This window comes from Micromonospora sp. NPDC005171 (assembly GCF_040608575.1).
Classification (GTDB): Bacteria; Actinomycetota; Actinomycetes; order Mycobacteriales; family Micromonosporaceae; genus Micromonospora.
The window spans coordinates 230,833-254,268 of the sequence record NZ_JBEXIM010000001.1 but is presented as its reverse complement, the minus strand read 5'-3'; the positions used below and the strand labels follow the sequence as shown (position 1 = coordinate 254,268).

21 protein-coding genes are annotated in these 23,436 nt (G+C 71.8%); 14 read left to right on the top strand and 7 right to left on the bottom strand.

The annotated features are described in order from the left end of the window. From nuoI to ABZU74_RS01100, 7 genes are all read left to right on the top strand, one after another. The gene (gene nuoI, locus ABZU74_RS01130) at positions 1–642 is read left to right on the top strand and encodes an NADH-quinone oxidoreductase subunit NuoI (RefSeq protein ID WP_355416857.1); all 642 of its coding nucleotides are present in this window, start codon (positions 1–3) and stop codon (positions 640–642) included. Next, the gene (locus ABZU74_RS01125; RefSeq protein WP_355416854.1) at positions 639–1,409 is read left to right on the top strand and encodes an NADH-quinone oxidoreductase subunit J; all 771 of its coding nucleotides are present in this window, start codon (positions 639–641) and stop codon (positions 1,407–1,409) included. The genes nuoI and ABZU74_RS01125 overlap by 4 nt, the downstream gene beginning before the upstream one ends. Then, a complete protein-coding gene (gene nuoK, locus ABZU74_RS01120) occupies positions 1,406–1,705 on the top strand; it encodes an NADH-quinone oxidoreductase subunit NuoK (protein WP_030486270.1) in 300 nt (99 codons plus the stop codon). Before ABZU74_RS01125 ends, nuoK begins: the two co-directional genes overlap by 4 nt. 12 nt (positions 1,706–1,717) lie before the next feature. Further along, a complete protein-coding gene (nuoL, locus tag ABZU74_RS01115) occupies positions 1,718–3,643 on the top strand; it encodes an NADH-quinone oxidoreductase subunit L (protein ID WP_355416851.1) in 1,926 nt (641 codons plus the stop codon). 64 nt (positions 3,644–3,707) lie between these two features. Next, on the top strand, positions 3,708–5,240 hold the full coding sequence (locus ABZU74_RS01110; protein ID WP_355416848.1) for an NADH-quinone oxidoreductase subunit M: 1,533 nt from the start codon (positions 3,708–3,710) through the stop codon (positions 5,238–5,240). Beyond that, positions 5,237–6,790, top strand: coding sequence for an NADH-quinone oxidoreductase subunit NuoN (gene nuoN / locus ABZU74_RS01105; protein ID WP_355416845.1), 1,554 nt, complete (start codon positions 5,237–5,239; stop codon positions 6,788–6,790). The genes ABZU74_RS01110 and nuoN overlap by 4 nt, the downstream gene beginning before the upstream one ends. 90 nt (positions 6,791–6,880) lie before the next feature. Further along, complete coding sequence (locus ABZU74_RS01100) at positions 6,881–7,966, top strand: polyprenyl synthetase family protein (protein ID WP_355416842.1); 1,086 nt, start codon at positions 6,881–6,883, stop codon at positions 7,964–7,966. Here the strand turns inward: ABZU74_RS01100 and ABZU74_RS01095 are convergent. Continuing rightward, positions 7,942–9,171 carry an MFS transporter gene (locus ABZU74_RS01095; RefSeq protein ID WP_355416839.1) on the bottom strand — a complete coding sequence of 410 codons (1,230 nt, stop codon included), beginning with the start codon at positions 9,169–9,171 and terminating at the stop codon, positions 7,942–7,944. The genes ABZU74_RS01100 and ABZU74_RS01095 overlap by 25 nt on opposite strands. Positions 9,172–9,325: 154 nt before the next feature. Here ABZU74_RS01095 and ABZU74_RS01090 point away from each other — a divergent pair, with 154 nt between their 5' ends. After that, on the top strand, positions 9,326–10,108 hold the full coding sequence (locus tag ABZU74_RS01090) for an IclR family transcriptional regulator C-terminal domain-containing protein (RefSeq protein ID WP_238660324.1): 783 nt from the start codon (positions 9,326–9,328) through the stop codon (positions 10,106–10,108). A gap of 73 nt (positions 10,109–10,181) precedes the next feature. Here the strand turns inward: ABZU74_RS01090 and ABZU74_RS01085 are convergent, their stop codons facing one another. After that, a complete protein-coding gene (locus ABZU74_RS01085; RefSeq protein ID WP_355416835.1) occupies positions 10,182–12,308 on the bottom strand; it encodes a PhoX family phosphatase in 2,127 nt (708 codons plus the stop codon). A gap of 227 nt (positions 12,309–12,535) precedes the next feature. Between ABZU74_RS01085 and ABZU74_RS01080 the strand changes: the two genes are divergently transcribed. Further along, positions 12,536–13,051, top strand: coding sequence for a sigma-70 family RNA polymerase sigma factor (locus tag ABZU74_RS01080; RefSeq protein ID WP_091395533.1), 516 nt, complete (start codon positions 12,536–12,538; stop codon positions 13,049–13,051). Continuing rightward, positions 13,048–13,755 (top strand): zf-HC2 domain-containing protein, encoded by a 708-nt coding sequence (locus tag ABZU74_RS01075; protein ID WP_355416832.1) that lies wholly within the window; start codon positions 13,048–13,050, stop codon positions 13,753–13,755. The genes ABZU74_RS01080 and ABZU74_RS01075 overlap by 4 nt, the downstream gene beginning before the upstream one ends. An 86-nt stretch (positions 13,756–13,841) precedes the next feature. On the opposite strand, the gene rarD is transcribed toward ABZU74_RS01075, so the two are convergent. The 4 genes from rarD to eccE form a co-directional block, all read right to left on the bottom strand. Next, positions 13,842–14,768: an EamA family transporter RarD gene (gene rarD, locus ABZU74_RS01070; protein ID WP_355416829.1), complete on the bottom strand. Its 927-nt coding sequence runs from the start codon at positions 14,766–14,768 to the stop codon at positions 13,842–13,844. Beyond that, entirely contained in the window at positions 14,765–15,262 is a 498-nt protein-coding gene (locus ABZU74_RS01065) for a GNAT family N-acetyltransferase (RefSeq protein ID WP_355416826.1), read from the bottom strand. The genes rarD and ABZU74_RS01065 overlap by 4 nt, the downstream gene beginning before the upstream one ends. A gap of 128 nt (positions 15,263–15,390) precedes the next feature. Continuing rightward, entirely contained in the window at positions 15,391–15,777 is a 387-nt protein-coding gene (locus ABZU74_RS01060) for a phage holin family protein (protein WP_091395522.1), read from the bottom strand. A 61-nt stretch (positions 15,778–15,838) separates the two neighbouring features. Then, entirely contained in the window at positions 15,839–17,782 is a 1,944-nt protein-coding gene (eccE, locus tag ABZU74_RS01055) for a type VII secretion protein EccE (RefSeq protein WP_355416823.1), read from the bottom strand. A gap of 290 nt (positions 17,783–18,072) precedes the next feature. Between eccE and ABZU74_RS01050 the strand changes: the two genes are divergently transcribed. Both ABZU74_RS01050 and ABZU74_RS01045 read left to right on the top strand, forming a co-directional pair. Then, positions 18,073–18,393 carry a WXG100 family type VII secretion target gene (locus tag ABZU74_RS01050; RefSeq protein ID WP_030486283.1) on the top strand — a complete coding sequence of 107 codons (321 nt, stop codon included), beginning with the start codon at positions 18,073–18,075 and terminating at the stop codon, positions 18,391–18,393. Between the two features lie 21 nt (positions 18,394–18,414). Further along, the gene (locus ABZU74_RS01045; protein ID WP_091395513.1) at positions 18,415–18,708 is read left to right on the top strand and encodes a WXG100 family type VII secretion target; all 294 of its coding nucleotides are present in this window, start codon (positions 18,415–18,417) and stop codon (positions 18,706–18,708) included. Positions 18,709–18,898: 190 nt separating this feature from the next. On the opposite strand, the gene mycP is transcribed toward ABZU74_RS01045, so the two are convergent. Continuing rightward, positions 18,899–20,122 carry a type VII secretion-associated serine protease mycosin gene (gene mycP, locus ABZU74_RS01040; protein WP_355416819.1) on the bottom strand — a complete coding sequence of 408 codons (1,224 nt, stop codon included), beginning with the start codon at positions 20,120–20,122 and terminating at the stop codon, positions 18,899–18,901. A gap of 152 nt (positions 20,123–20,274) precedes the next feature. Between mycP and ABZU74_RS01035 the strand changes: the two genes are divergently transcribed. Both ABZU74_RS01035 and ABZU74_RS01030 read left to right on the top strand, forming a co-directional pair. Further along, entirely contained in the window at positions 20,275–23,070 is a 2,796-nt protein-coding gene (locus ABZU74_RS01035) for an SseB family protein (RefSeq protein ID WP_355416816.1), read from the top strand. After that, entirely contained in the window at positions 23,067–23,432 is a 366-nt protein-coding gene (locus tag ABZU74_RS01030) for a hypothetical protein (RefSeq protein WP_355416813.1), read from the top strand. The genes ABZU74_RS01035 and ABZU74_RS01030 overlap by 4 nt, the downstream gene beginning before the upstream one ends. Positions 23,433–23,436 lie beyond the last annotated feature (4 nt).

Here is a 23,436-nt window from a genome sequence, read left to right as displayed (position 1 = left end):
GTGGGCGCGATCACCGGAACGTTCAAGGGATTCGGTGTCACCTTCTCGCACATGTTCAGGAAGGTCGTCACCACCGACTATCCGTTCAAGCCGCCGGTGTCGGCGCCGCGCTACCACGGGCGGCACATCCTCAACCGGCACCCGGACGGCCTGGAGAAGTGCATCGGCTGCGAGCTGTGCGCCTGGGCCTGCCCGGCGGACGCGATCTACGTCGAGGGTGGCGACAACACCGACGAGCACCGCTTCTCGCCGGGTGAGCGGTACGCCAGCATCTACCAGATCAACTACGCCCGGTGCATCTTCTGCGGGCTGTGCATCGAGGCATGCCCGACCCGCTCGCTCACCATGAGCAACGAGTACGAGCTGGCCCGGGACAACCGGCAGGAGCTGATCTTCACCAAGGAGCAGCTGCTCGCGCCATTGCTTGAGGGCATGGAGCAGCCGCCGCACCCGATGCGGCTCGGTGACAGCGAGAAGGACTACTACGTCGGCGCGCTGGACAACCCGGGCACCTCCGCCGGTGCGGAGACGTCCCCGATGGGCCCCGGCCGCTACCAGGTCGAGGAGCACCCCGGCGTGACGTTCCCGGGCGCCGAGCAGGCCGCCCAGCGCGTCGCGGCCGGCAAGGGAGAGAAAGCATGACCACGTCTACGGTGCTGGCCGCGGCGGGTGGGGTGTCCGGCGGCGAGGAGGTCACCTTCTGGATCCTCGGTCCGCTCGCGCTCATCGGCGCGATCGGGATGGTGGCCGCGCGCAACGCGGTGCACTCCGCGCTCTGGCTGGTGCTCACCATGCTCTGCCTGGGCGTGTTCTACGTGCTCCAGGCCGGGCCGTTCATCGGCATGGTGCAGATCATCGTCTACACCGGCGCGATCATGATGCTCTTCCTCTTCGTGCTGATGCTTGTCGGCCGGGACTCCACCGACTCGCTGATCGAGACGTTGCGCGGGCAGCGGGTCGCCGCGATCGTGCTGGGGTTGGGCTTCGCCGGTCTGGTCGGCGGCGCGCTCTACCGGGCACTGCAGGGGACCACCGCTGTCGGCCTGGAGCAGGCCAACGCGGAGGGCAACGTGCAGGGCATCGCCCGACTGCTCTTCACCAAGTACGTCTTCGCGTTCGAGCTGACCTCGGCGCTGCTGATCACCGCGGCGGTCGGTGCCATGGTGCTCGCGCACATCGAGCGCCGCAAGCAGGACAAGGTCGACCAGGTGTCGACAATGCGGGCCCGTTTCGCGCCGGGTAACTACCCCGGCCCCAAGCCAGGCCCCGGCGTCTTCGCGACCTCGTCCTCGGTGGCCACCCCGGCCCGACTGCCGGACGGCCGGCTCTCCGAGCGGAGCACGCCGGACATCCTGCCGGTGCGGGAGCTGACCGCGCAGGAGACCACGCTGAAGGGGACGGACCAATGACGCCTGACTACTACCTGGTGCTCGCGGCGGTGCTGTTCACCATCGGCGCCGCCGGGGTGCTCGTCCGGCGCAACGCGATCGTGCTGTTCATGTGCGTGGAGCTGATGCTCAACGCCGCCAACCTGACGCTGGTCACCTTCAGCCGGATCAACGGTGACCTCAACGGCCAGATCATGGCGTTCTTCGTGATGGTGGTGGCGGCGGCCGAGGTCGTGGTCGGGCTCGCGATCATCATGTCCATCTTCCGGACGCGACGCTCGGCGAGTGTCGACGACGCCAACCTGCTCAAGTACTAGAGGGGTCCACCGGTGGAAGAGACTGTGGAATACGCCCAGGCCACGGGGCTGCTTGGGGGCGTCTGGCTGCTGGTGGCGATCCCGCTGGTCAGCGCGGCCATCCTGCTGCTGCTCGGCCGCCGGGCCGACCGCTGGGGGCACTGGTTGGGCGTCGCCGCCATCGGCGCCGCGTTCGTACTCGGCCTGAGCTTCTTCTTCCAGCTGCGTGGCCTGGAGAACAAGTCGGTCGAGCTGAGCCTCTGGGACTTCATCGCGGTAGGTGATCTGCGCGTCGACTTCGGCCTGCTCTTCGACCCGCTGGCCGCGGTCTTCGTACTCCTGATCACCGGGGTGGGTTTCCTGATCCACCTGTACGCGGTGGAGTACATGTCGCACGACGGGGGCCGTCGGCGGTTCTTCGCGTACTTCAACCTGTTCGTCGCGGCGATGCTGCTGCTGGTGCTCGGCAACAACTACGTGATGCTGTACTTCGGCTGGGAGGGCGTCGGTCTGGCGTCGTACCTGCTGATCTCTTTCTGGACCGAGCGGCCGAGTGCGGCCACCGCCGGCAAGAAGGCGTTCCTGATGAACCGGGTCGGCGACGCCGGCCTGGCCATCGGCATCTTCATCATGTTCGCCACAGTGGGCACCACCCAGTACGACGAGGTGTTCAACTCCGTCGGCGCGCTGACCGGCACCACGGTGCTGGTCCTCGGCCTGCTGCTGCTGCTCGGTGCGGCCGGTAAGTCCGGTCAGTTCCCGCTCCAGGCGTGGTTGCCGGACGCGATGGAGGGCCCGACCCCGGTGTCGGCGCTCATCCACGCCGCCACCATGGTCACCGCGGGCGTCTACCTGATCGCCAGGTCCAACCCGATCTTCTCCGCCAACTCGACGCTGCAACTCGTGGTGGTCAGCGTCGGCGCGCTCACCCTGCTGATCGGCTGCATCATCGGTGCGGCCAAGGACGACATCAAGCGGGTGCTCGCCTGGTCGACGGTGAGCCAGATCGGCTACATGTTCCTCGGTGTCGGCCTCGGCGGCGCTGCGTACGCGCTGGCCATCGTGCACCTGCTGGCGCACGGCTTCTTCAAGGCCAACATGTTCCTGGGCGCCGGCTCGGTCATGCACGGAATGAAGGACCAGGTCGACATCCGCCGCTTCGGTGGGCTGTCCAAGCACATGAAGATCACCTGGTTGACCTTCATGATGGGCTGGCTGGCCATCATCGGCATGTTCCCGTTCTCCGGCTTCTTCTCCAAGGAGCCGATCATCGTGGCCGCCTTCGAGCGGGACGACTGGACCGCCTGGCTCTTCGGCGGGGCGGCGCTGCTCGGCGCGGGCCTGACCGCGTTCTACATGACCCGGCTGTTCGTGCTCACCTTCCACGGCCCGCAGCGGTGGACCGAGGACATCGAGCACCCGCACGAGTCGCCGAAGCTGATGACCATCCCGCTGATCCTCCTGGCGGTCGGGTCGGTCGGCGCCGGCTTCCTGCTCTCCACGTCCGTTCCGGACTGGCTGACGGAGACCGCCGGGCTGGGCGGCGAGCACGCCGAGCACGAGGCGGTCCTCTCGCACGCCGTGATCACCACGCTGTCGCTGCTGGTCACCGTGCTCGGCGCCGGGCTCGCCTGGTTCCTGTTCCGGGCCGGCACGGCCACCGCGCCGCAGCCGGCCGGGGTCCTGGTCACCGCCGCCCGGCGCAACCTCTACACCGACACGGTCAACGAGGCGGTCTTCGAGAAGCCGGGCATCTTCCTCACCCGGGCGCTGGTGTACCTCGACAACCGGGGCGTCGACGGGCTCGTCAACGGGCTCGCCGCCGCGGTCGGCGGGGGCTCGGGTCGGCTCCGCCGGATGCAGACCGGCTTTGTCCGCTCGTACGCCACCTCGATCCTGGCCGGTGCGCTGCTGGTGATGGCGGCGTTCCTGGCGGTGCAGGCGGGGTGGTTGGCGTGATCGACCTCTTTCCGGCCGCCCCCGCCGGCGGACCACGCAGTGACGACGGAGGTAAGGCCGCATAATGTCCAACTTCCCGTTCCTCTCGGTGCTCACCGTGGCGCCGCTGGTGGGCGCCCTGGTGGTGGCCTTCCTGCCGCGCCACCGCCCGGAGCTGGCCAAGCAGGTGGCGTTCGCCTGGTCGCTGCTCGTGCTGGTGCTCTCGGTGGTGATGTGGGTCAGCTTCAACGCCGGCGGTGACCGGTTCCAGTTCCGCGAGTCGTACTCGTGGATCCCGAACTGGGGTGTCAGCTTCACCTTCGCCGCCGACGGCATCGCGCTGGTGATGCTGATGCTGATCGCGGTGCTGGTGCCGCTGGTGATCCTGGCGTCCTGGCACGACGCCGAGTCGTCGAAGCGGTCGGTGCCTGTCTACTTCGCGCTGCTGCTGGTCCTCGAATGCACGATGATCGGCGTCTTCGCGGCCGCCGACGTCTTCCTGTTCTACGTGTTCTTCGAGGTCATGCTGGTGCCGATGTACTTCCTCATCGGCAGCTACGGCGGCCACCAGCGGCAGTACGCGGCGGTGAAGTTCTTCCTCTACTCGCTCGTCGGCGGTCTGTTCATGCTGGCCGCGGTGATCGGCCTGTGGGTGGTCGGCGGGAAGACCTTCGACTGGCAGGCGCTCTCGCAGGTCGACATCAGCACCGGCACCGAGCGGTGGCTGTTCCTCGGCTTCTTCCTCGCGTTCGCCATCAAGGCGCCGTTCTTCCCGTTCCACACCTGGCTGCCCGATGCCGGTGGTGCCGCTCCGGCGGGCGCGGCGGCGCTGCTCGTCGGCGTGCTGGACAAGGTCGGCACCTTCGGCATCCTGCGCTACTGTCTGCCGCTGTTCCCCGAGGCGTCGAAGTGGTTCGCACCGTGGGCGCTGGCCCTGGGTGTGATCGGCATCGTCTACGCCGCGCTGCTGGCGGTCGGCCAGAACGACCTCAAGCGGCTGGTGTCGTACACCTCGATCGCGCACTTCGGCTTCATCGGGGTGGGCATCTTCGCCTTCACCACCCAGGCGGGCACCGGCGCGGTGCTCTACATGCTCAACCACGGGTTGGCCACCGGCCTGCTCTTCCTGGTGGTGGGCATGCTGATCTCCCGGCGCGGCTCGTCGCTGATCAGTGACTTCGGTGGTGCCGGCAAGCTGGTCCCGGTGCTCGCCGGGGTGCTCTTCTTCGCCGGTCTCGCCTCGCTCGCGCTGCCCGGTACGGCGCCGTTCATCTCCGAGTTCCTGGTGCTGATCGGCACCTTCACTGTGAACAAGCCGGTCGCGGTCATCGCCACGCTCGGCATCATCCTGGCCGCCGCGTACGTGCTGTGGATGGTGCAGCGCACCACCCAGGGCACCCTCAACCCGGCGCTGACCGAGGTCGACGGCATGCGTCGGGACCTCAACCTGCGTGAGAAGGTAGTGGTCGCCCCCCTGATCGCGCTGATCGTGCTGCTCGGCTTCTTCCCGAAGCCGGTCACTGACGTGATCAACCCCGCCGTCCAGGCGACTATGGACGACATCGGTAGAACCGACCCGGCCCCGTCGGTGGGCACCGTCCAGGAGGCGGCAAAGTGACCGAGCTGAACCTGCCGTCGATCAACTATTCGGCGATCTCCCCGATCCTGATCATGCTGGGCACCGCGCTGCTCGGTGTGCTGGTCGAGGCCCTGGTGCCCCGGCGCTGGCGGCACGTGGTGCAGTTGACGCTGGCGCTGCTCGCGGTGCTCGCGGCACTGACCATGGTGGTCCTCAACTCCGACGAGCGGATCATCACCGCCGGTCAGGCCCTCGCGATCGACGGGCCGACGCTCTTCCTCCAGGGCGCGATCCTGGTGCTGGCCGCGATGGCGCTGCTGCTGATCGGTGACCGCTCGGTCGAGCGGGGCGGGGCGTTCGTCGCCCAGGCCGCGGTGACCGCCGAGTCGGCCGACGACCGGCGGCAGGCCGAGGGGCGCAACGGTCTCACCGAGGTCTACCCGCTGACCACGTTCGCGATCGGCGGCATGCTGATCTTCGTGGCGGCGAACGACCTGCTGACCATGTTCATCGCGCTGGAGGTCTTCTCCCTGCCGCTCTACCTGCTCTGCGCGCTGGCCCGTCGCCGGCGTCTGCTGAGCCAGGAGGCGGCGATGAAGTACTTCCTGCTCGGCGCGTACGCCTCCGCGTTCTTCCTGTTCGGCGTGGCCCTGATCTACGGCTTCACCGCCGGCATCCCGGGCCGCCCGGCCGGCGTCGACTTCGCCACCATCCACGCCGCGGTGAGCGAGTCGCCGGCCAGCCCGGTGCTGCTCTTCGCCGGCATGGCGCTGCTCGCCATCGGTCTGCTCTTCAAGGCCGCGGCGGCGCCGTTCCACGTCTGGACCCCGGACGTCTACCAGGGCGCGCCGACCCCGGTCACCGGGTTCATGGCGGCCTGCACCAAGGTCGCCGCGTTCGGTGCCCTGCTGCGCGTCTTCCAGGTCGCGTTCGCGGACGCCAACTGGGACTTCACCCCGGTCCTCGGCGCGCTGGCCGTGCTGACCATGCTGGTGGGTGCGGTGCTCGCGGTCACCCAGACCGACATCAAGCGGCTGCTCGCGTACTCCTCGATCGCCAACGCCGGCTACCTGCTGGTCGGTGTGTTGGCGCCGAGCCGCGACGGGCTCGCCGGCACGATGTTCTACCTGGTCGCGTACGGCTTCTCGGTGCTGGCCGCGTTCGCCGTGGTGACGCTGGTGCGCGACGACGACGGCGAGGCCACCCACCTGTCCCGTTGGGCCGGGCTGGGCCGGCGGTCGCCGTTCTTCGCCGCGCTGTTCACGTTCATCCTGCTCGCCTTCGCCGGTATCCCGCTGACCAGCGGATTCACCAGCAAGTTCGCCATCTTCGGGCCGGCGCTGGACGGTGGCCAGGCCTGGTTGGTGATCGCCGGTGTGCTGACCAGCATGGTGCTCGCGTTCCCGTACCTGCGGGTCGTGGTGATGATGTGGCTCTCCGAGCCGGGCGAGTCGACCCCGACCGTCACCGTGCCCGGGGGGCTCACCTCCGCCGCGCTGATGATCGGTGTGTTGGCGACCCTGGTGTTGGGCGTCGCGCCGGCGCCGCTGCTCGACCTGGCTGCCGGAGCCGCCGAATTCGTGCGATAACCGAAGGTTCGATCACCGGGGGTCGGCGCGTGTTCACGTGCCGGCCCCCGGTGCGTATCCCCGGGCCGGAGCAGGTCGAACGGGTGTGGCATGGTTGATAGCGTGGTGAATCCGGCGGGCGAGCGTTCAGGTGCCTCCGGCTCCGGCGGTCGGCGGGGTCGGGCGAGCACGAGTCAGTTCGGCGCGCTTGGCCTCAACCTCGCCGATCCCCGTGTCGAGGCGTCCGTGCTGGGTCTGCTGAACACGGTCGAGGTCGAGTTGCGGGCCAGCGTGGCCAGCGCCGACCCGTTCGTCACCGAGGCTGCCCGGCACCTCGTCGAGGCCGGCGGGAAGCGTTTCCGGCCGTTGCTGGTGGCGCTGGGCGCCCAGTTCGGTGACCCGACCGGTGCGCAGGTGGTCCCGGCCGCCGTGGTGATGGAGCTCACGCACCTCGCGACCCTCTACCACGACGACGTGATGGACGAGGCCGCCGTCCGTCGGGGCGCGCCGAGCGCCAACTCCCGGTGGACCAACTCGGTAGCCATCCTGGTCGGCGACTACCTCTTCGCCCGCGCGGCGGACATCGCCGCCGACCTGGGTCCCGAGGCGGTCCGGTTGCAGGCGCGCACCTTCGCCCGGCTGGTGCACGGCCAGATCGCGGAGACCGTGGGGCCGCGCGCCGACGACGACCCGGTGGCCCACTACCTGCACGTGATCGCCGAGAAGACCGGCTCGCTGATCGCCACGTCCGCCCGCTTCGGCGGCATGTTCGGTGGCGCCGCCCCGGAGCACGTGGAGGCCCTCGCCGGGTACGGCGAGACGATCGGCGTCGCCTTCCAGCTCTCCGACGACCTGTTGGACATCGCCTCCGAGTCGGTGCAGTCGGGCAAGACCCCCGGCACGGACCTGCGTGAGGGTGTGCCGACGCTGCCGGTGCTCTACGCCCGCGAGGCGGACGACTCCGACGCCTCGTCGGTGCGGCTGCGGGAGATCCTGGCGACCGGCCCGTTGACCGACGACGCGCTGCACGCCGAGGCGTTGGGGCTGCTCCGGGAGAGCCCGGCGCTCAAGCGGGCCCGGGAGACCGTGCGCAGCTACGCCGAGGAGGCCCGCGCGCAGCTCGCCCCGCTGCCGCACGGCCCGTCCCGCAGCGCGCTCGAGTCGCTCTGCGACTACATCGCCGATCGCACCAGCTGATCCACGCCCCGGCCCGCAGCGGCGGCGGCGCGGGTCAACAGTCGGCTGCCGACGAGCATGAGGGCGGCGGCGAGCAGCATCGCCACCGCCGCGACGGTCCACATCGCCGGGTAGCCGAGGTGGGCGGCGAGTGGGCCCAGGCTCAGCGGGCCGAGACAGCCGCCCGCGTACACCCCGGTCTGGGTGATCGACGTGGCGGCGGCCGGTGACTGTGGGTGCAGCCGGACCACAGCGAAGTTCATCAGGCCGGGCCAGGCCCAGCCCAGGCCGAAGCCGAGCACCACGCCGACCACCAACGGCACCGAGCCGGTCACCGCGAGCAGACCCAACCCGACCGCACCGACGAGCAGCATCGCGGCGATGAGGGCGACGTGGCCGGTCTCGCGGCGGTCGGCCAACCAGCCGGCGCCCACCCGAGCCGCCACACAGACCGCGCTACCCAGGGTGAGGGTGAGGCCGGCGAGGCCGGGCGACAGGCCCCGGGCCGCGGCGGAGTCCACCAGGAAGGTGCCCAACGAGTTGGCCGCGCCCGACGCCAACGTCGCCGCCGCGCCGATCACCACAAGCGCCGCCGTCGCCCGCCCAGCGCGGGTGGCGCCGGCCCGCCGGGCCAGGCCGGGCAACTGCCGGGGTACGGCGGCCAGCGTCGTCAGCGCGGCCACGGCGGCGGCCACGAACGCCCAGCGCCATCCGGCGGTGAGCGCGATGGTGGGCACGGCCACCCCGGCCAGCAGGGTGGAGACCGGGATGGCGGCCTGCTTGACGCCGAACGACAGCCCCTGGCGCCGGGCCGGCACGTGCTGGGCCAGCGCGGCGTTGCTGGCCAACTGGCCGAGGGCGTTCGCGGCGGCGCTGAGCGCCAGCAGGCCGACCAGCACCGGGTACGACCGGGCGAAGGCGGCCACAGCCAGCATCGACCCGGCGGCCAGCAGGATGCCGCAGCGGGCGACCACTGCCGGTCCGTACCGCTCGACCAGGCGGCCGGAGGGCACCGAGGCCAGCGCGCTGACCCCGAAGTAGACGGAGACGGCCAGGCCCAGACCGGCCGGCGAGAAGCCGAGGTCGGTGCCCATCTGCACGGCGAGACCGCCGAGCAGGAAGACGGGGAGTACGCAGGCCACAGTGGTGACGACTGCGCCGGCGCTGGCCCGGACCGGGTGGGGTCGGGCGATCGCCGGGTCGGGGGTGTTGGAGATGTCGGTCATCGTTGGGCAAACCTACGTGAGCCCCGCTCAGAGCACTCCTGGTGACTGTCGGGGCACTAGCTGTGGATGGTGATCTGGCATCCTCGACCCGAACAGGCATTTCGCACCGGGCCTGTTTTTCATATGGTGTAAGTCCCCGGCGGCGGAGGTGGTTGTGCGCGACCCCTTGGCAGAACCTTCGGACCTGATTCGCAGCGTGTCCCGAGCGCTACGGGTGCTGGAGTCGGTCGGTCGCGCCCCGAAGGGCCTGACCGTCAAGCAGATCGCCCGGCGCTGCGAGCTGACCGTGGCCACCACCTACCACCTGGTCCGCACCCTCGCCTACGAGGGCTACGTGATCCGTCGCGAGGACGGCACGTACATCGTGGGGTTGGAGGTGGCCGACCGGTACCGCGAGCTGGTGACGGCGTTCCGGGGCCCACCGGCGGTCGGTGAGACGCTGCGGCGGGCCGCCCTGGACACCGGCTACAGCCACTACCTCGGTCGGTTCGTCGGCGGTCAGGTGGCGCTCACCGCGGTCGCCGAGGGGCACCGCTCGCCCTACCTGGAAGACCTGGTCCCCGGGTTCGACGAAGGGGCGCACGCGACGGCGCTCGGCAAGTCGCTGCTCGCCACCCTCACGACCGACCAGCGCTACCGCTATCTGCGCGAATACGGCATGCGCCCGTTCACCACCGCCACCCTGACCACCACCGAGAGTTTCGAGGCCGACCTGGCCGCCGGCGACCGGCGCGGCATGCAGCTGGAGATGGGGCAGTTCCGGCAGGGGGTGGCCTGCGCGGCGGTGCTCGTCGCGCCGGACAAGGACATGGAACGCCGGGTCGTGCTGGCCTGCGCGTTGCCGGCAAGCGAGATGATGACCTCCGCCCGGGTGGTACGCGCCAAGCTGCTCACAGTGGCCCGCAGCGTGGCCGACGGCATCGCCGCCGACAACTGACCGACGAGAGGCCCTCTCCCGGGCTGGGAGAGGGCCTCTCGGGGCGGTCCAGCGCCGGACCGCCGGAGCAACGTCAGCTGCCCACCGGGCCGCCGTCGAGGCGCCAGGTGACCACCACGCCCGGCTTGGCGTAGTCACCGTCCGGCCAGTTCGAGGCCGGGTTCTCCACCGAGGCCCCGGTGATCTCGCCCGGGTGCTGCACCGCGACGAAGACCGAGCGGTTGTCGCCGGTGATGAACGGACCGCAGGTCTCCGCGCCGAGCGGCACGGTGAGGAACTGCTTGAGGTGACCCCGCTCCGGACCCTCCACGGCGGTGGCGAACAGGCCGTCGTTGCTGCCCAGCGCGTTGCCGTCGGTGGAGATCCAGAGGTTGCCGGTGGCGTCGAAGGCGACGTTGTCCGGGCAGGAGATCGGGGAGACCTTGGTCTTGTCGTACCCGGCGAAGAAGGTCGACGGGTCGGTCGGGTCGCCGCAGACGATCGGCAGCGACCAGGCGAAGGTCTCCGAGGCGTTGTCGTTGCGGTCCTCGACCAGCTCCAGGATCTGCCCGTGCTTGTTGGCGGTGCGCGGGTTGGCCTCGTCCGCCTTCGGGTTGCTGCCGACACCGCGGTTGGTGTTGTTCGTCAGCGCCACGTACACCTTGCCGGTGAGCAGGCTCGGCTCGACGTCCTCGGGGCGGTCCATCTTGGTCGCGCCGACCTTGTCACCGGCGACCCGGGTGAAGGTCAGCACGTCCGCGGCCGTCATTCCGTCGACGAACGACCGGTTGCCGCTGACCAGCTTGATCCAGCGACCCCGGCCGTTGAACGCGCCGTCGGTGGGGAGCTTGCCCGAGCCGTCGATCTCGGCGGCGCTGGTCTGGTCGAGCTTCGCCACGTAGAGCGTGCCGGACTCCAGCAGGGTCAGGTTGTGCTTGCGGGCAGCCCAGGAGTTGCCCTTCATGAACTTCTTGTCCGAGACGAACTTGTAGAGGTAGTCGAACCGCTCGTCGTCGCCCATGTACGCGACCACGTGACCGTCCTTCGCGACGATCACGTTGGCGCCCTCGTGCTTGAACCGGCCCATCGCGGTGTGCTTGCGCGGGCGGCTCTCCGGGTCGAACGGGTCGATCTCGACGACCCAGCCGAACCGGTGTGCCTCGTTGGGGTGCTTCGCCAGGTCGAAGCGCTCGTCCGCGCGCTCCCACTTGCGGCTGCCGCTGGGGTAACGGCTGGCGGTGCTGATGCCGTAGCGGTCCAGCTTCGGCTTCAGCTCGGCCGGGGCGGCGTCGGCGCCGACGAAGTACTGGTTGAAGTTCTCCTCACCGGAGAGCACAGTGCCCCACGGGGTCACGCCACCGGCGCAGTTGTTGAGCGTGCCGACGACAGTGCGGCCCTTGGGGTCGGCGGCGGTCTTCAGCCAGGCCGAGCCGGCGGCCGGGCCGGTCAGGTCGAACTTGGTGCTCAGCGCGGTGACCCGCCGGTTGTACGGCCGCGGACCCTTGTCGACCGGCCGCCACTGCCCGGTGCCGGCGACCCGCTCCAGCTCCACCACGGACATGCCGTGCGCGGCCATGGCGGTGCGCAGCTGCTCCACGGAGAGCCCGTCCAGGCCGGGGAAGCCCGGGAACATCAGGTCCTCGTTTGTGTACTCGTGGTTGACCACGAGCAGCGCCCGCTTGCCCTGCCTGTCCAGCGGCAGCACGCCCACGAAGTCGTTGTTGTAGCCGAACTGCTTGGACTGCGCGGCGGCTGTCTGGTGGTGCAGGTTGAACTCCGGTGCGCCCGGCAGCACCGGGTCACCCCACTTGATCACGACGGCGTGGTCGTAGCCGTTCGGCACGACCAGGGCGTCCAGCTTGTTCGGTGGGATCGGTTTGAAGGTCAGCGCGCCGCTGCCGACGCCGGTGCTGGGGCGGCCGAAGCCGAAGGCCTCCGGAACGTCCGGGGTGGTCGGGGCCGCCATGGCCGGGGCCGCACCGGCGAGCGCACCGGCTGCCGTGCCGCCGAAACCGAGCACCAGCGCGCCGACCGCGCCCGCCCGGACCACGCCACGCCGCGAGACCTCGGCGTTCACCACGTCACCGAAGTACGCGTTGTCGGAGGTGTTCGGCACCGGGTGGTCGCACGCGTTCCCGCACCGGTACAGACAGGTCATGGCGTCACGGGTGCCATGGCGGGTGCCGTTCAACAAGGGGAGCAGCCGGGGACGGTCGCTCATGGGAGTGGCCTCCAGAGAAGTCGGTGGCACGACAGGGGGCATACCAGCCGGACGCTAGGAGGACGTGGTGAGCGCTCGTCGGCCACGATGTGAACCGGGCATGAACACCTCCTTGGGTGGCACCCAGCAGGCAAGCGGTCTGACCTCGGTCTGAACCGATCGGCGTGACCGCACGTATTCCCGAGCGGACGCACCGCCGGACGCGCGCCGGAAGCGAGGAGACCGCCATCAGCGACCACGACGCCCAACTGCTGCGCGCGCTGCACGACGAGCACGCGGAGGCGCTGTACGCCCATGCCCTGCGGCTGGTCAACGGGGACCGGCAGCGGGCCGAGGACCTGGTGCAGGAAACGCTGCTGCGGGCCTGGCGACATCCGGAGTCACTCGACCCGACGCGCGGATCGGTACGGTCCTGGCTGTTCACCACCGCCCGCAACCTGGCCATCGACGCCTGGCGGCGACGATCCACCCGGGTCGGCGAGGTGTTCACCGACGACCTGCCCGAACCGCCCGAGGCGATCGACGAGGCCGAACGTGCGGTGGAGGCGTGGACCGTCGCCGAGGCGCTGAACCGGCTCAGCCCGACCCACCGGGAAGTACTGGTCGAGTGCTTCTACCAGGGGCGGTCGGTGGCCGAGGCGGCGTCCCGCCTGGGCGTACCGCCAGGGACCGTGAAGTCCCGCACCCACTACGCGCTGCGGTCTCTACGGTTGGTCCTGGCCGAGATGGGGGTGACGGGATGACCCGGTGCGAGTTCGCGTACGACGACGGCGCGTACGTGCTGGGTGCCCTGGCCCCCGCCGAGCGGGCGGCCTACGAGCGGCACCTCGGCGGCTGCGCCTCGTGCCGGGAGGCGGTCGCCGAGATCGCCGTCCTGCCCGGGTTGCTCGGGCGCCTCGACCCGGCGGGGTTGGAGCAGATCCTGCCGCCGCCGGCCCCACCCCGGGTGCCCGCGCTGCTCGACGAGGCCCGTCAGCGCCGGCGTCGGGAACGCGTCGCGGACCGCCGACGGTACGCACTGACCACACTGGCCGCCGCCGGGCTGGCGCTGCTGGTCGGTGTGGGCACCGCCGTGGTGCTGCCTCGACCGGGTAACCCCTCCGGGCCGCCCGGCACACCGGCCCCGCAGGTGTCGATGGTCGCCATGCGACCGGTGGCCGCCGCCGGGCCGGTGCACGCCGACCTCGGGCTCACCGGCACCAAGTGGGGCACCGAGGTGAAAATGCGCTGCGGGTACGACGCGCGGACGAGCTACGGCAAGGCGTACCCGTTCCGGCTGGTGGCGCGCGGCCCGAACGGTGCCACCGAGCAGATCGGCTCCTGGCTGGCCGCCCCCGGCGACGACCTCAGCTTCACCGGCGCCACCAGGTTCACCGACGCCGAACTGGTGAGCGTGGAGCTGCAGAAAGCCGACGGCACCCCACTCCTGACCTACGCGGTCCCCTGACCAACCCGCCCCCGGTCCTGCGCGATCTTGCACTTTCTGGCCCCGTCACACGGCATATCGACGACCGGAACTGCAAGATTGCGGGGTCAGGGGGTGGGGAGGGGAGTGGGGAGCTGGGTGGGTTGGCGGGTGCGGCGGGTGCGGCGGGAGGTTCGGACGGCGTCGGCGGTGAAGACGATCAGGGCCAGCCAGACCAGCGCGAAGCCGGCCAGCCGGGCCGGCGGCATCGGCTCGTGGAAGATCAGCACTCCGCAGCCGAGCTGAAGGATCGGCGCCAGGTACTGGATCATGCCGAGGCTGCTCAGCGGCAGTCGGTTGGCCGCCCCGGCGAACATCAGCAGCGGAATCGCGGTGGCCGCGCCGGCCAGCACCAGCAGCGCGGTGTGCCCGGCCGAGACGTGCCCGAAGGTCAGGTCGGCCCTCGCCATCAGCCAGGCGAGATAACCCAGAGCCGGCAATGCCAGCACCGCCGACTCGACGAAGAGTCCCTCCGCCGCCGGCAGCCCGAGCCGCTTCTTGACCAGGCCGTAGCCGGCGAAACTGAACGCGAGGGTCAACGCCAGCCACGGCAGCCGGCCGTAGTCCACGGTGAGCACAACGACCGCTGACGCGCCGATCCCCAGCGCCACCCACTGCGCCGGGCGCAGCCGCTCCCGGAGCACCGTCACCCCCAGCAGCACCACGACCAGCGGGTTGATGAAGTAGCCGAGCGCGGTCTCCACCACCCGGTCGGAGTTGACCCCGTAAATGTAGGTGCCCCAGTTGACAGCGATCAGCGCGGCGGCGGCGACGATCCCCGCCACCGCCCAGGGGCGGCGCAGCAGTGCCCGCAGGAAGCCGACGTTGCGCAGCGCCGCCAGCAGCAGGGCCACGAAGATCACCGACCAGACGATCCGGTGGGCCAGGATCTCCAGCGGGCCGGCGGGTCGCAGCAGCTTCAGGTAGAGCGGAAAGAAACCCCAGAGCAGGTACGCGCCGAGGCCGTAGAGGTATCCCAGACGGAGTGGCGTCACGCCTCCACCGTAAGGGGCGTAGTGCTGTTTTGTTCCTTTCCGGTGATCGGGGTCACCGGGGGCCGCCGGTCCAGCTGCATCCACCGCTGCGGCGCGTCCAGCGGGGTGAAGCCCACCCCCGCGTACACCTGGTGGGCGTCGTTGGTGCAGAGCAGGATCCGGCGTACGCCCAGCTCGTCCAGGTGGTCGCGGACCGCGCCGGCCAGCCACCCGCCCAGCCCGCGACCCCGGGCGGCCCGGTCGACGTACACGTCGCAGAGCCAGGCGAAGGTGGCGCTGTCCGTGACGACCCGGGCCACCGCCACCTGGCGGCCGTCCTCCGGTCGGTAGACGCCGAACGGCAGGGAGCCGGCGAACGCCCGCTCGGTGGTCTCCCGGTCTCGTCCGAGCGCCCAGTACGCGTCGGTGGACAACCAGTGGTGCACCAGGTCCAGGTCGATCCGCGCCGGATCGGTGCTGAGCAGGTGACCGTCGGAACAGGTGAGCGAGAACATGACGCGACGCTAACCGTCGAGATGGGCAGTGAGGCTGGCGAATTCCCGAACTCTGGTCATCGGCCCGCCGGGGCCCCGGCCGAGGTCGGGGCCCCGGACGGACCGGGTCGGTGCTGGCTGGTCGGCGGTCAGTCCCGGTCGAGGACGGCGCCGAGGATCCAGGTCACGATGCTCACGAAGAGGGCGCCGAGCACGGCTGCCGGCCAGAAACCGTCCACCGAGAACGGCAGCCCGGCCTGGTCGGCGATCCAGCTGGTGAGCAGGAAGAGCAGCCCGTTCACCACCAGGGCGATGAGACCCAGGGTCAGCAGGTAGAAGCCACAACCGACGGTCTTGATGATCGGCTGGAGAACCGCGTTGACCACGCCGAAGATCACCGCCACCAGGAGCAGCGTGGTGACGGTCTCGGTGGCGGAGTTCGAATCCAGGGAGATGCCCGGGATCAGGAGTGTGGCCAGCCAGAAAGCCAGAGCTGTGCTGGCCAGCCGAATCAGCAGACCTTTCAGAAAACCCATGGCGGGGATCGTGCCACGGACACCGCACCGACGTAACCCGCCAGCTGACCATCCCGGTCGATCAGCCGCGCGTCGGCGGCCCGATCAGCTGCGCCTCGATCGGAGTGGGGGAGAGCAGCGCCCAGCGCAGCGCCCGCCGGTTGACAACGGCCACCATGTCCTCCCGGATCCGGGTCAGCCACTCGGCCGAGCCGCCCAGCCCCAGCGCGGCCCCGGCCAGGGTCGCCTCGGCGGAGGTCAGCGGCTGCAGCAACGCCAGGTCGGCCCGGCTCAACGCGTCCACATCGGCCGGGGTCAGCTCGTCGCGTACCACAAGGGTGGCCCGCCACGGTGGGCCCGGCGCGGCCTCGGCCGGCGCCGGCCCGGCGTCGACGATCAGCAGCAACGGACGCAGCGCGGTCCCCACCCCGTCGGCGACCGCCCGACCGGGCGGGAGCAACGGGATCGTGCCGCCCGGCGCACCAACCCCCCGGATGAACGGTTCCCAGGCGCGCGGCCGGGCGGTCTGCACCACCACCAGCGCACCGAGCGCCAGCGCGCGAAGGGCCACCAGTTGGGCTGCGCGCACTCCGCCGACCAGCAGCACGCGGGTGCTCTCCGGCCGGAACAGTCGCACGGTGACGGCTCGGCCGTGCCGGTTGGTGCCGACCATCATGCCCGCGTCGCCCAGCGACAGCTCCCAGTCGGTCACCGCTGGGCCGGGTTGCTGTGGACGCTGCTGCCCCGCGGGTGCCGTAAGCGCCAACGGCAGCGTGGCGGCCAGCCCGCTCAGGTGGTCGCCGTCGAGCCGGCGTAGCTTTCCACCCAGGTCGGTCACCAGGCGGGTCAGCGCCTCGGTGGCCGCCGCCAACTCGGTCGCCGTCGCGGCGGCCAGGCGTACCGTCAGCTCGGTCGGCACTCCGGTGGTCAGCGGCGACGTCGACGTCGCCGCTGACGGACCTGAACAGATCGACACAGTCGTGGCCGTCGCCGGCAGCGCGAGCAGGCGGGGCACCAGCCGGCGTCCGGCCGCAGCGCCCGCGTCGGGCCACTGGATCAGTCGGAAGGTGGCCTGGACCAGGGCACCGGACCGGATCGCCGGCCAGGACTCCCGGACCTGTTCACCGTCGTGGTGGGCCAGCTCGCCCAGGACGCGCAGCGCCGCGGGCACCCCGAGTGGCCGCGCCGCCAACGGCCCGAGCCGGCGGACGATCCGACGGACCGTGCCGGCGAGTATCCGGCGCAGGTCCTCCTCGGACCACCCGTTGACCCGCAGCACCCGGACCGCCACCACAGCCCGTTCACGACCGGCGAGCCGCCCGTCGGTGAGCTGCCGGTACGACGTGCCGACCGTCCCACCGGCGCTCGGCACCGGTGCCGGCGCACCGGCGAGCAGCAGTTGGACCAGCAGCGGGGGCTGGTCCGGCCCGGCCGGGGGGAGCAACGCGGCCGGGGCGGGAATCGCCTGGGACGCGTCGCCCAGCAGGTCACCAGGGTCGCCGAGCTCCAGGAGCGCGACCATGCCTGTGGTGTCCTCCAGGACGGCCGCCGGCCCGCCGGTCAGCTCCGTCGAGCGGACGACGGTGCCCGGGGCGACCAGGTCGAGCAGTTCGGCCGCTCCGGCCGGCCCGGTCAGCGCCCGTCGGCGGGTGAGGTGTGCGAGGGCGGTGCCCAGCCACTCGAAGAGCCACCGCCCCCGAACCGGCACCCAGGCGGCCGCCACCAGCAGCACGGCCACCAGTACGGCCACCGCGACGACAGGTGCGGGTCGGCCGAGGGCGACGAGGACGAGCGCCGCCGCGACCTGTGCGGTGACCAGTTGGCCGGCTCGCGCTCCGGTGCCCACGCAACGGCCGAGCGCGACCCAGCGGGCCACCGGCGACCGGCGACGGGGGATGCGCTGCTGATCGGCCGACCCCGGGCCGCGGTCGGTGGGTCGGCCCGCCCCGATCGCCCGTGGGGAGGCACCGGCCTCGGACCCGACCGGGGTCGGCGGGTGCGGCCCTCCGGTGGTGATCGCCGGCACCGTGCCTCCTCGACCAGTGGGGACCGGGTCGGGCGGCCGGCCGCCCTCCGGCGGCCCGTCACGCGCCGCGACGTGGCTGCGGCACATCGTAAGCGACCGATGGCCACGCCGGTTGTCCACAGGGGAAGCCAGTGGGGTAGCAGAACTGCTACGAGGTCGCTACCGTCAGCCACGAAGTCCTTCGCTGACCCGTGTCTCAGTGCTCGACGACCGGGCCAAGCGACGACGCGTCGCCCACCGTGCGGCGCGTCGACGGCCAGGTGCGATCCGAGAGACGAGGTGACGTCCGGGTGTCCCAAACCAAGGCAGAAGCAGCGGTGATGCAGCAGACCGCTGCGAAGTTCGAGCAGGTGGACCAGTCGTTGCAATCCATGCTGACCGGCCTGCTGGCCGAGCTGGAGGTGTTGCAGCAAGCCTGGCGTGGCGCTGGTGGCCGGTCGTTCGAGCAGGTCAAGCAGCAGTGGTCACAGGACCAGGCGGCGCTGCACCGCGCTCTGCGGGAGACTGCCGGGGCGATCCGCACCGCCGGTCGGCAGTACGACGTGTCCGACGACGAGGTGTCCAGCCGGGTGGCCGGCACCAACCGCGGCGGCATCCAGTTGCCGCTCTGATCCCGCTGGGGAGGGAAACCGATGGACCATGGTGTGCTGGTCGTCAACTTCGCCGCGCTGCAGCAGGCCGGCGCTGACATTCAAAAGGCGTTGAACACCCTCGACGCGCAACTCGGCCAACTCGAACGCGACGCCGCCCCGCTGGTGGCGAGCTGGACGGGCGAGGCGCGGCAGGCCTACGAGCAGCGGCAGGCGAAGTGGCGCTCGGCCTCGCAGGACCTGCAGGGCATGCTGCGTGACATCCGGTTGGCGGTGAACGACTCCGCCACCGACTACCTGGACACCGAGAAGAAGAACACCGGGCTGTTCCAGTGAGCGATGTGGGCCGGGAGCGCTGACCGTGTCCGGGTCAGCGCCCCGCCCACAGCCGGCCGAAGGCCAGGGCCGGGCGCGGGCGGGTTCAGGCCATCCGCGGGCGGGTTCAGGCGGTGTGCGGGCGGGCTCAGGCCGTGTGCGGGTGGCTTCAGGCGGTGCGTGGGCGGGTTCAGGCAATGCGTGGGTGGGCTCAGGCTGGGCCGGCCGGGCGCCAGCGTCGACGCGCGCCCCGGGGCAGCACCAGGGCGAGCAGCACCACGGTGACCGCCGTCATGCCGGCCACCGCGCCGACCAGCAGGGCTCGGTCCCTCGCCGCGGCCCGGCGGGCCTGGCGGGCGAGCTGCGCCGGGTCGACCCGATCGTCGGCGAGCGCGGCGACCGGCCGGCCTCCGGCCGCACGGCCGCCGCTGGTCTCGGTGACCGCCCGGTAGGGGTTCAGCACCCCGGCGCCGTACCCGCCGCCGCGGCCCGCGCCCGGAGCCGGATCGGCGGTGGCGGTGATCCGCTCCGCCACCTGGGCGGCGGTCAGCTCCGGCCGGTATTCGCGCAGCAACGCGGCGGTGGCGGCCACGAAGGGTGCCGCGTAACTGGTGCCTTCGACCCGATGATGGCCAGCGCCGGGTGCGGCGGTCAGCACCTCACTGCCCGGCGCCACCAGGTCGACGTACGGGCCGGTCTGCGAGAAGGCCGCCAGCCCGCCGTCCGCCCCGATCGCGCCCACACCGAGCACCCCGTCGTAGCCGGCGGGGAACGGTCGGGGGTCTCCGCTGTCATGCAGGTTGCCGGCGGCGGCCACCAGCACCACGTCCCGGTCGACCGCGTACCGCACTGCCGAACGGACCTCCGGGTCGTCCGCGTAGAGCACCACCGACAGGTTCACCACGTCGGCGTCATTGTCGACGGCCCACCGGATGGCCAGGGCGAACTCGTCGGCGCTGACCGTACGCCCCGCCTCCCGCCCCTGCACCACCTGCTGCTCACTCACCCGCACCGGCAAAATTCGGACACCCGGCGCCAGGCCGCGGAAGGCGACGTCGGGGCGGGGTGCCGCCGCGATGATGCTCGCCACACCGGTGCCGTGCCCGGCGCAGTCCCGGCCACCGTCCCCGCCGGGGTCGAGCAGGTCGGCGCCGGCCAGCACCCGCCCGGTCAGCTGCGGGTGCACCCGGTCCACCCCGGAGTCGACCACCGCGACGGTCACCCCGACGCCGGTGGCCAGCGGCGCGAGCCGCGCCGGGTCGTACCGTTGCTGTGGCCAGGGTGTGGCCGCGACCGGCCGGACAGGGGCGAGTGGGGTGGCGCAGGCCGGTGCCGCCCGGAGCGCGGCGGTGGCGGCGACGGTCGGAAGGGCCGGTACGGTCAACAGGCTGGCGGCCAGACCTGCGAGGACCGGGCGCGTGATCGATCGGGACATCGACACCCTCCGTATCGTGTCGGCTCCGGAACGGGATGTTATCGCCTCCTGCGCACCCGGGCAGGCCGCCGCCGGCCTGCCATTGTGATCTTGGTACCACCTTGTAGGTTGTACGCGATACCTGTGGCCTGTTCTCGGAAGGGGAGGTGGCCGTGACCGAATGGGAGCCGGCCACGGAGGCCGAGGTGGCGATGCGCGACGCGCTGCGCGCCAACGACCAGGAGCTCTACTTCCGGCTCCTGTCCCGCACCGATGTGCTGCTGCCGGTCTCCGCGCCGGCGCAACCCGGCCAGCCACCTGCCGGATGGGGCACCTGGACCACCGGCGGCCGGACCCACGTCCTGGCCTTCACCTCCGCCGCCGCCCTGCGGGCCTGCCTCGGCGATAACGCCGGCAGCAACCGACGCATCCCCTTCGCCGACCTCGCGGCCAGCTGGCCCAACCACGAGTGGTGGCTCGCCGTCAATCCGGGCCTGCCGGTCGAGGGCTACCTGCCGGCATGGTTCGTGTCGCAGCTGTCCCGAGGCGACGTGCGACTGCCCGGCCGCGCCATGGGTGCCCGCGCTCGCCTGGAACGGGCCGAGACGTTGGGCCGCACCCGGCCCGGCATGCCGGCTCGGGACTCCGCGCCAGCCGCTGGACCGCCCCCGGCGACCGGGGCGGCCTCGTCCGGGCTCGACAGTTCTCCGCTCGCATCCCGCAGGCCCAGCCGGAGCGGGGCCCCCAGGGTGGGCGCCCCACCGGCGCCGGGCCCGTCGCCCCGGCCGCCGCTCCCCGCTGAGCCGCCGCGCCGGTCCGGCGACGAGGGCCTGCCTGCCGCCGGTCAGCGGCACCCGACCGAGCCACCCCGGCCCACGCCGGGCACCGGAGCCCTGCCCCGCACCGGTCGGCCGTCCCGGTTCACCCCGTTGGCGACCGCCGGCCCCACCACCGATCAGCCCGGGCCGAGCCTGGGCTGGCCTGCAGCGACCCGGCCGGGCGACGCCGACAGCCCCGCCCCGGCCAACGGCAACGGTGGCCCCCAGGCGGCACCTCGCCGCTCCTTCTTCGACCCCAGCCCGGCCCGCGACCCGGCCTCGAGCGCGGGTCGTCCCGGTGACCGGGCGGCCCCGCCGACCCGGTTCGGACGAGGCAGCCAGCCCTTCCCCCGCCGCCGCCCAGCCGATGCGCCGGCCGACGAGACCGCGACGCGGGCCTTTCCGATGGCGGCGGACCCGGCAGCCACCCAGCCGACGCGACGACCGGAGGGCGGCCTCGGCGCGCCCCGCGGGGTGGGCGCACCGCCAACCGGGGAGGAGATCACCCAGCCGCTGCCTCCGCGCCGGCACAACCCGCTGGCCGAGGAGCCCACCCGCGCGTTCCGGATGACCGGTGAGCCTCCACTGGCCAGCGCACCTGGGCGACCCGGTCCGTCGGCGGAGGAGACGCAGGCGATCCCCCAGGACCGGCCGGGCCGGTTCGGGCCGGCGGAGGATCTGCCAGTGTCCGTCGCGGAGCCGGTCTCCGCGCCACCCGCGCCGCGCCGCGGCTTCACGCCCATCGTCATCGAGGGCACCATCATCGAATCCCGCGACCTCACCGACCCGGTCGAGAGCGGTGCGCCGGTCGAGGCGCCCCGCCGGCCCACCGCCGCCGAGGCCGCCCCGCCACCGTTCGGCTCGGCCCCCTCCGGTCCGGGCCTGTTCGGTCCGTCGTCTCCCGGCCCCGGCCCGTCCGGGCCCGTGTCGTTCAGCACCGCTCAGCCCGCCCCGAGCCCGTCCATTTCGCACCCTGTCGGTCCGACCGAGGCCGGCCATGCGGGTGCGAACGGAATGCGGACCACCGATCCGGTCGACGCCCCGCGCGGTGACGAACGCGCCGACGGTGGTTCGTCGGTCGGTTGGACCGGCACGGACCGGGCCGGCGGCGACGGCAGCGGCGCGAGCATGATCGCCGGCGACGGTCCGCAGCCGCCGGCCGACGAGCCGGCGCCGGTGGAGTTTCAACCTGCCAACACGGTCGAGGAGGACCTGCTCAACGCGGCGGGCTCCGGCAGCACCGACACCTTCCTGTCCACCCTGTTGCTGGCCCGGGTGCTGCTGCCGGCGGTACCGGAGTCGGTGCCGGGCAGCCGTCCGGGAGACCCCGGCTTCGTCTGGCGGACCGGGCAGCTCGACGGCGAGACGTACGTGGTGGTCTACACCTCGGCGGAGCGCCTCGCCGACCATGTCGAGGGGGACGTCGACACGGTCCGGGTGAAGTTCGCCCAACTGATCCGCCGCTGGCCCGACGAGGACTGGTCGTTCGCCGTCAACCCGGGCACCCCGGTCGGTGCCAAGTTGCCCGGTGAGCAGATCGTCGCGTTGGCCAACTGGGCCGCGGAGGTGGGCCTCGGCGACGACCTGGAAGTGGACCAGGTGGAAGCGCCGGCCGTGGCCGAACCAGCCGCCCGTCCCCGGTACGCCCCAGCGGCGGTCGACCCGACCCGGCCGACCGTCATGCAGAAGGCGGTCGCGCCCAGCCAGCTCGCGTACTACCTGGATCGTGGCTACGACCGGGTCTCCGGGTTCGTGCACCGGGCCGGTGAGCTGTCCCACCTGACCACCCCGGCCCAGCTGCACGACGCGCTGGGTCTCAGCTACCCCGGCTCACCGTTCGCCCCGGACGCCGAGGAGATCTACGTGCTGCGCTGGCCGGCGCACCGGCCGAGCCTCTACCGCATCCCGTACGGCGGTCAGAACGAGCCGGCGATGCGGGCCATGGAGGGCTGGGTCATCGAACGCCCGCCGTTCCGGGGCAACGGCTTCGCCCCGGGCGAGAGCAGCGACGTGGTGGCCGAGTTCAAGGTGGACAGCGCCCGGCTGCCGCACGGCGCGCAACTCTGGCGCATCGGCGCGGACGGCACCGAGCGGGTGGTCGCGGAACTGGACACCGACTCGGTCACCTGGCGACGGGTCGGGGAGGTGTGATGCGCGACGGCTACGTGGCCCGTTGGCGGGGCCGGGAATACCAGGCCAGCCCGGACGGCGACAACATCCGCCTCTACCAGCCCGAGCCGGGCGAGGGCTTCGAGGAGGTCCGCGCGGGCCGCTACGTCCGGGTGCTCCCGGCGAACGAGATCGAGGACCTGGCGTACGTGCGGACCACCTGCACCTGGAAGGGGCAGCCGTTCATCGTGCTCGGCGAGCACGACGCCTGGCTGCGGGTGGAATACACAGGTGGTCGCTGGCCGGTGGCCGAGGCGATGCGGCTGGAGGTCTTCGACTTCGGTGTCTACCAGGGCTGGGCGCCCGCTGCCGAGGTCACCGACCTGCGGGAGCAGCGGGTCTGACCGG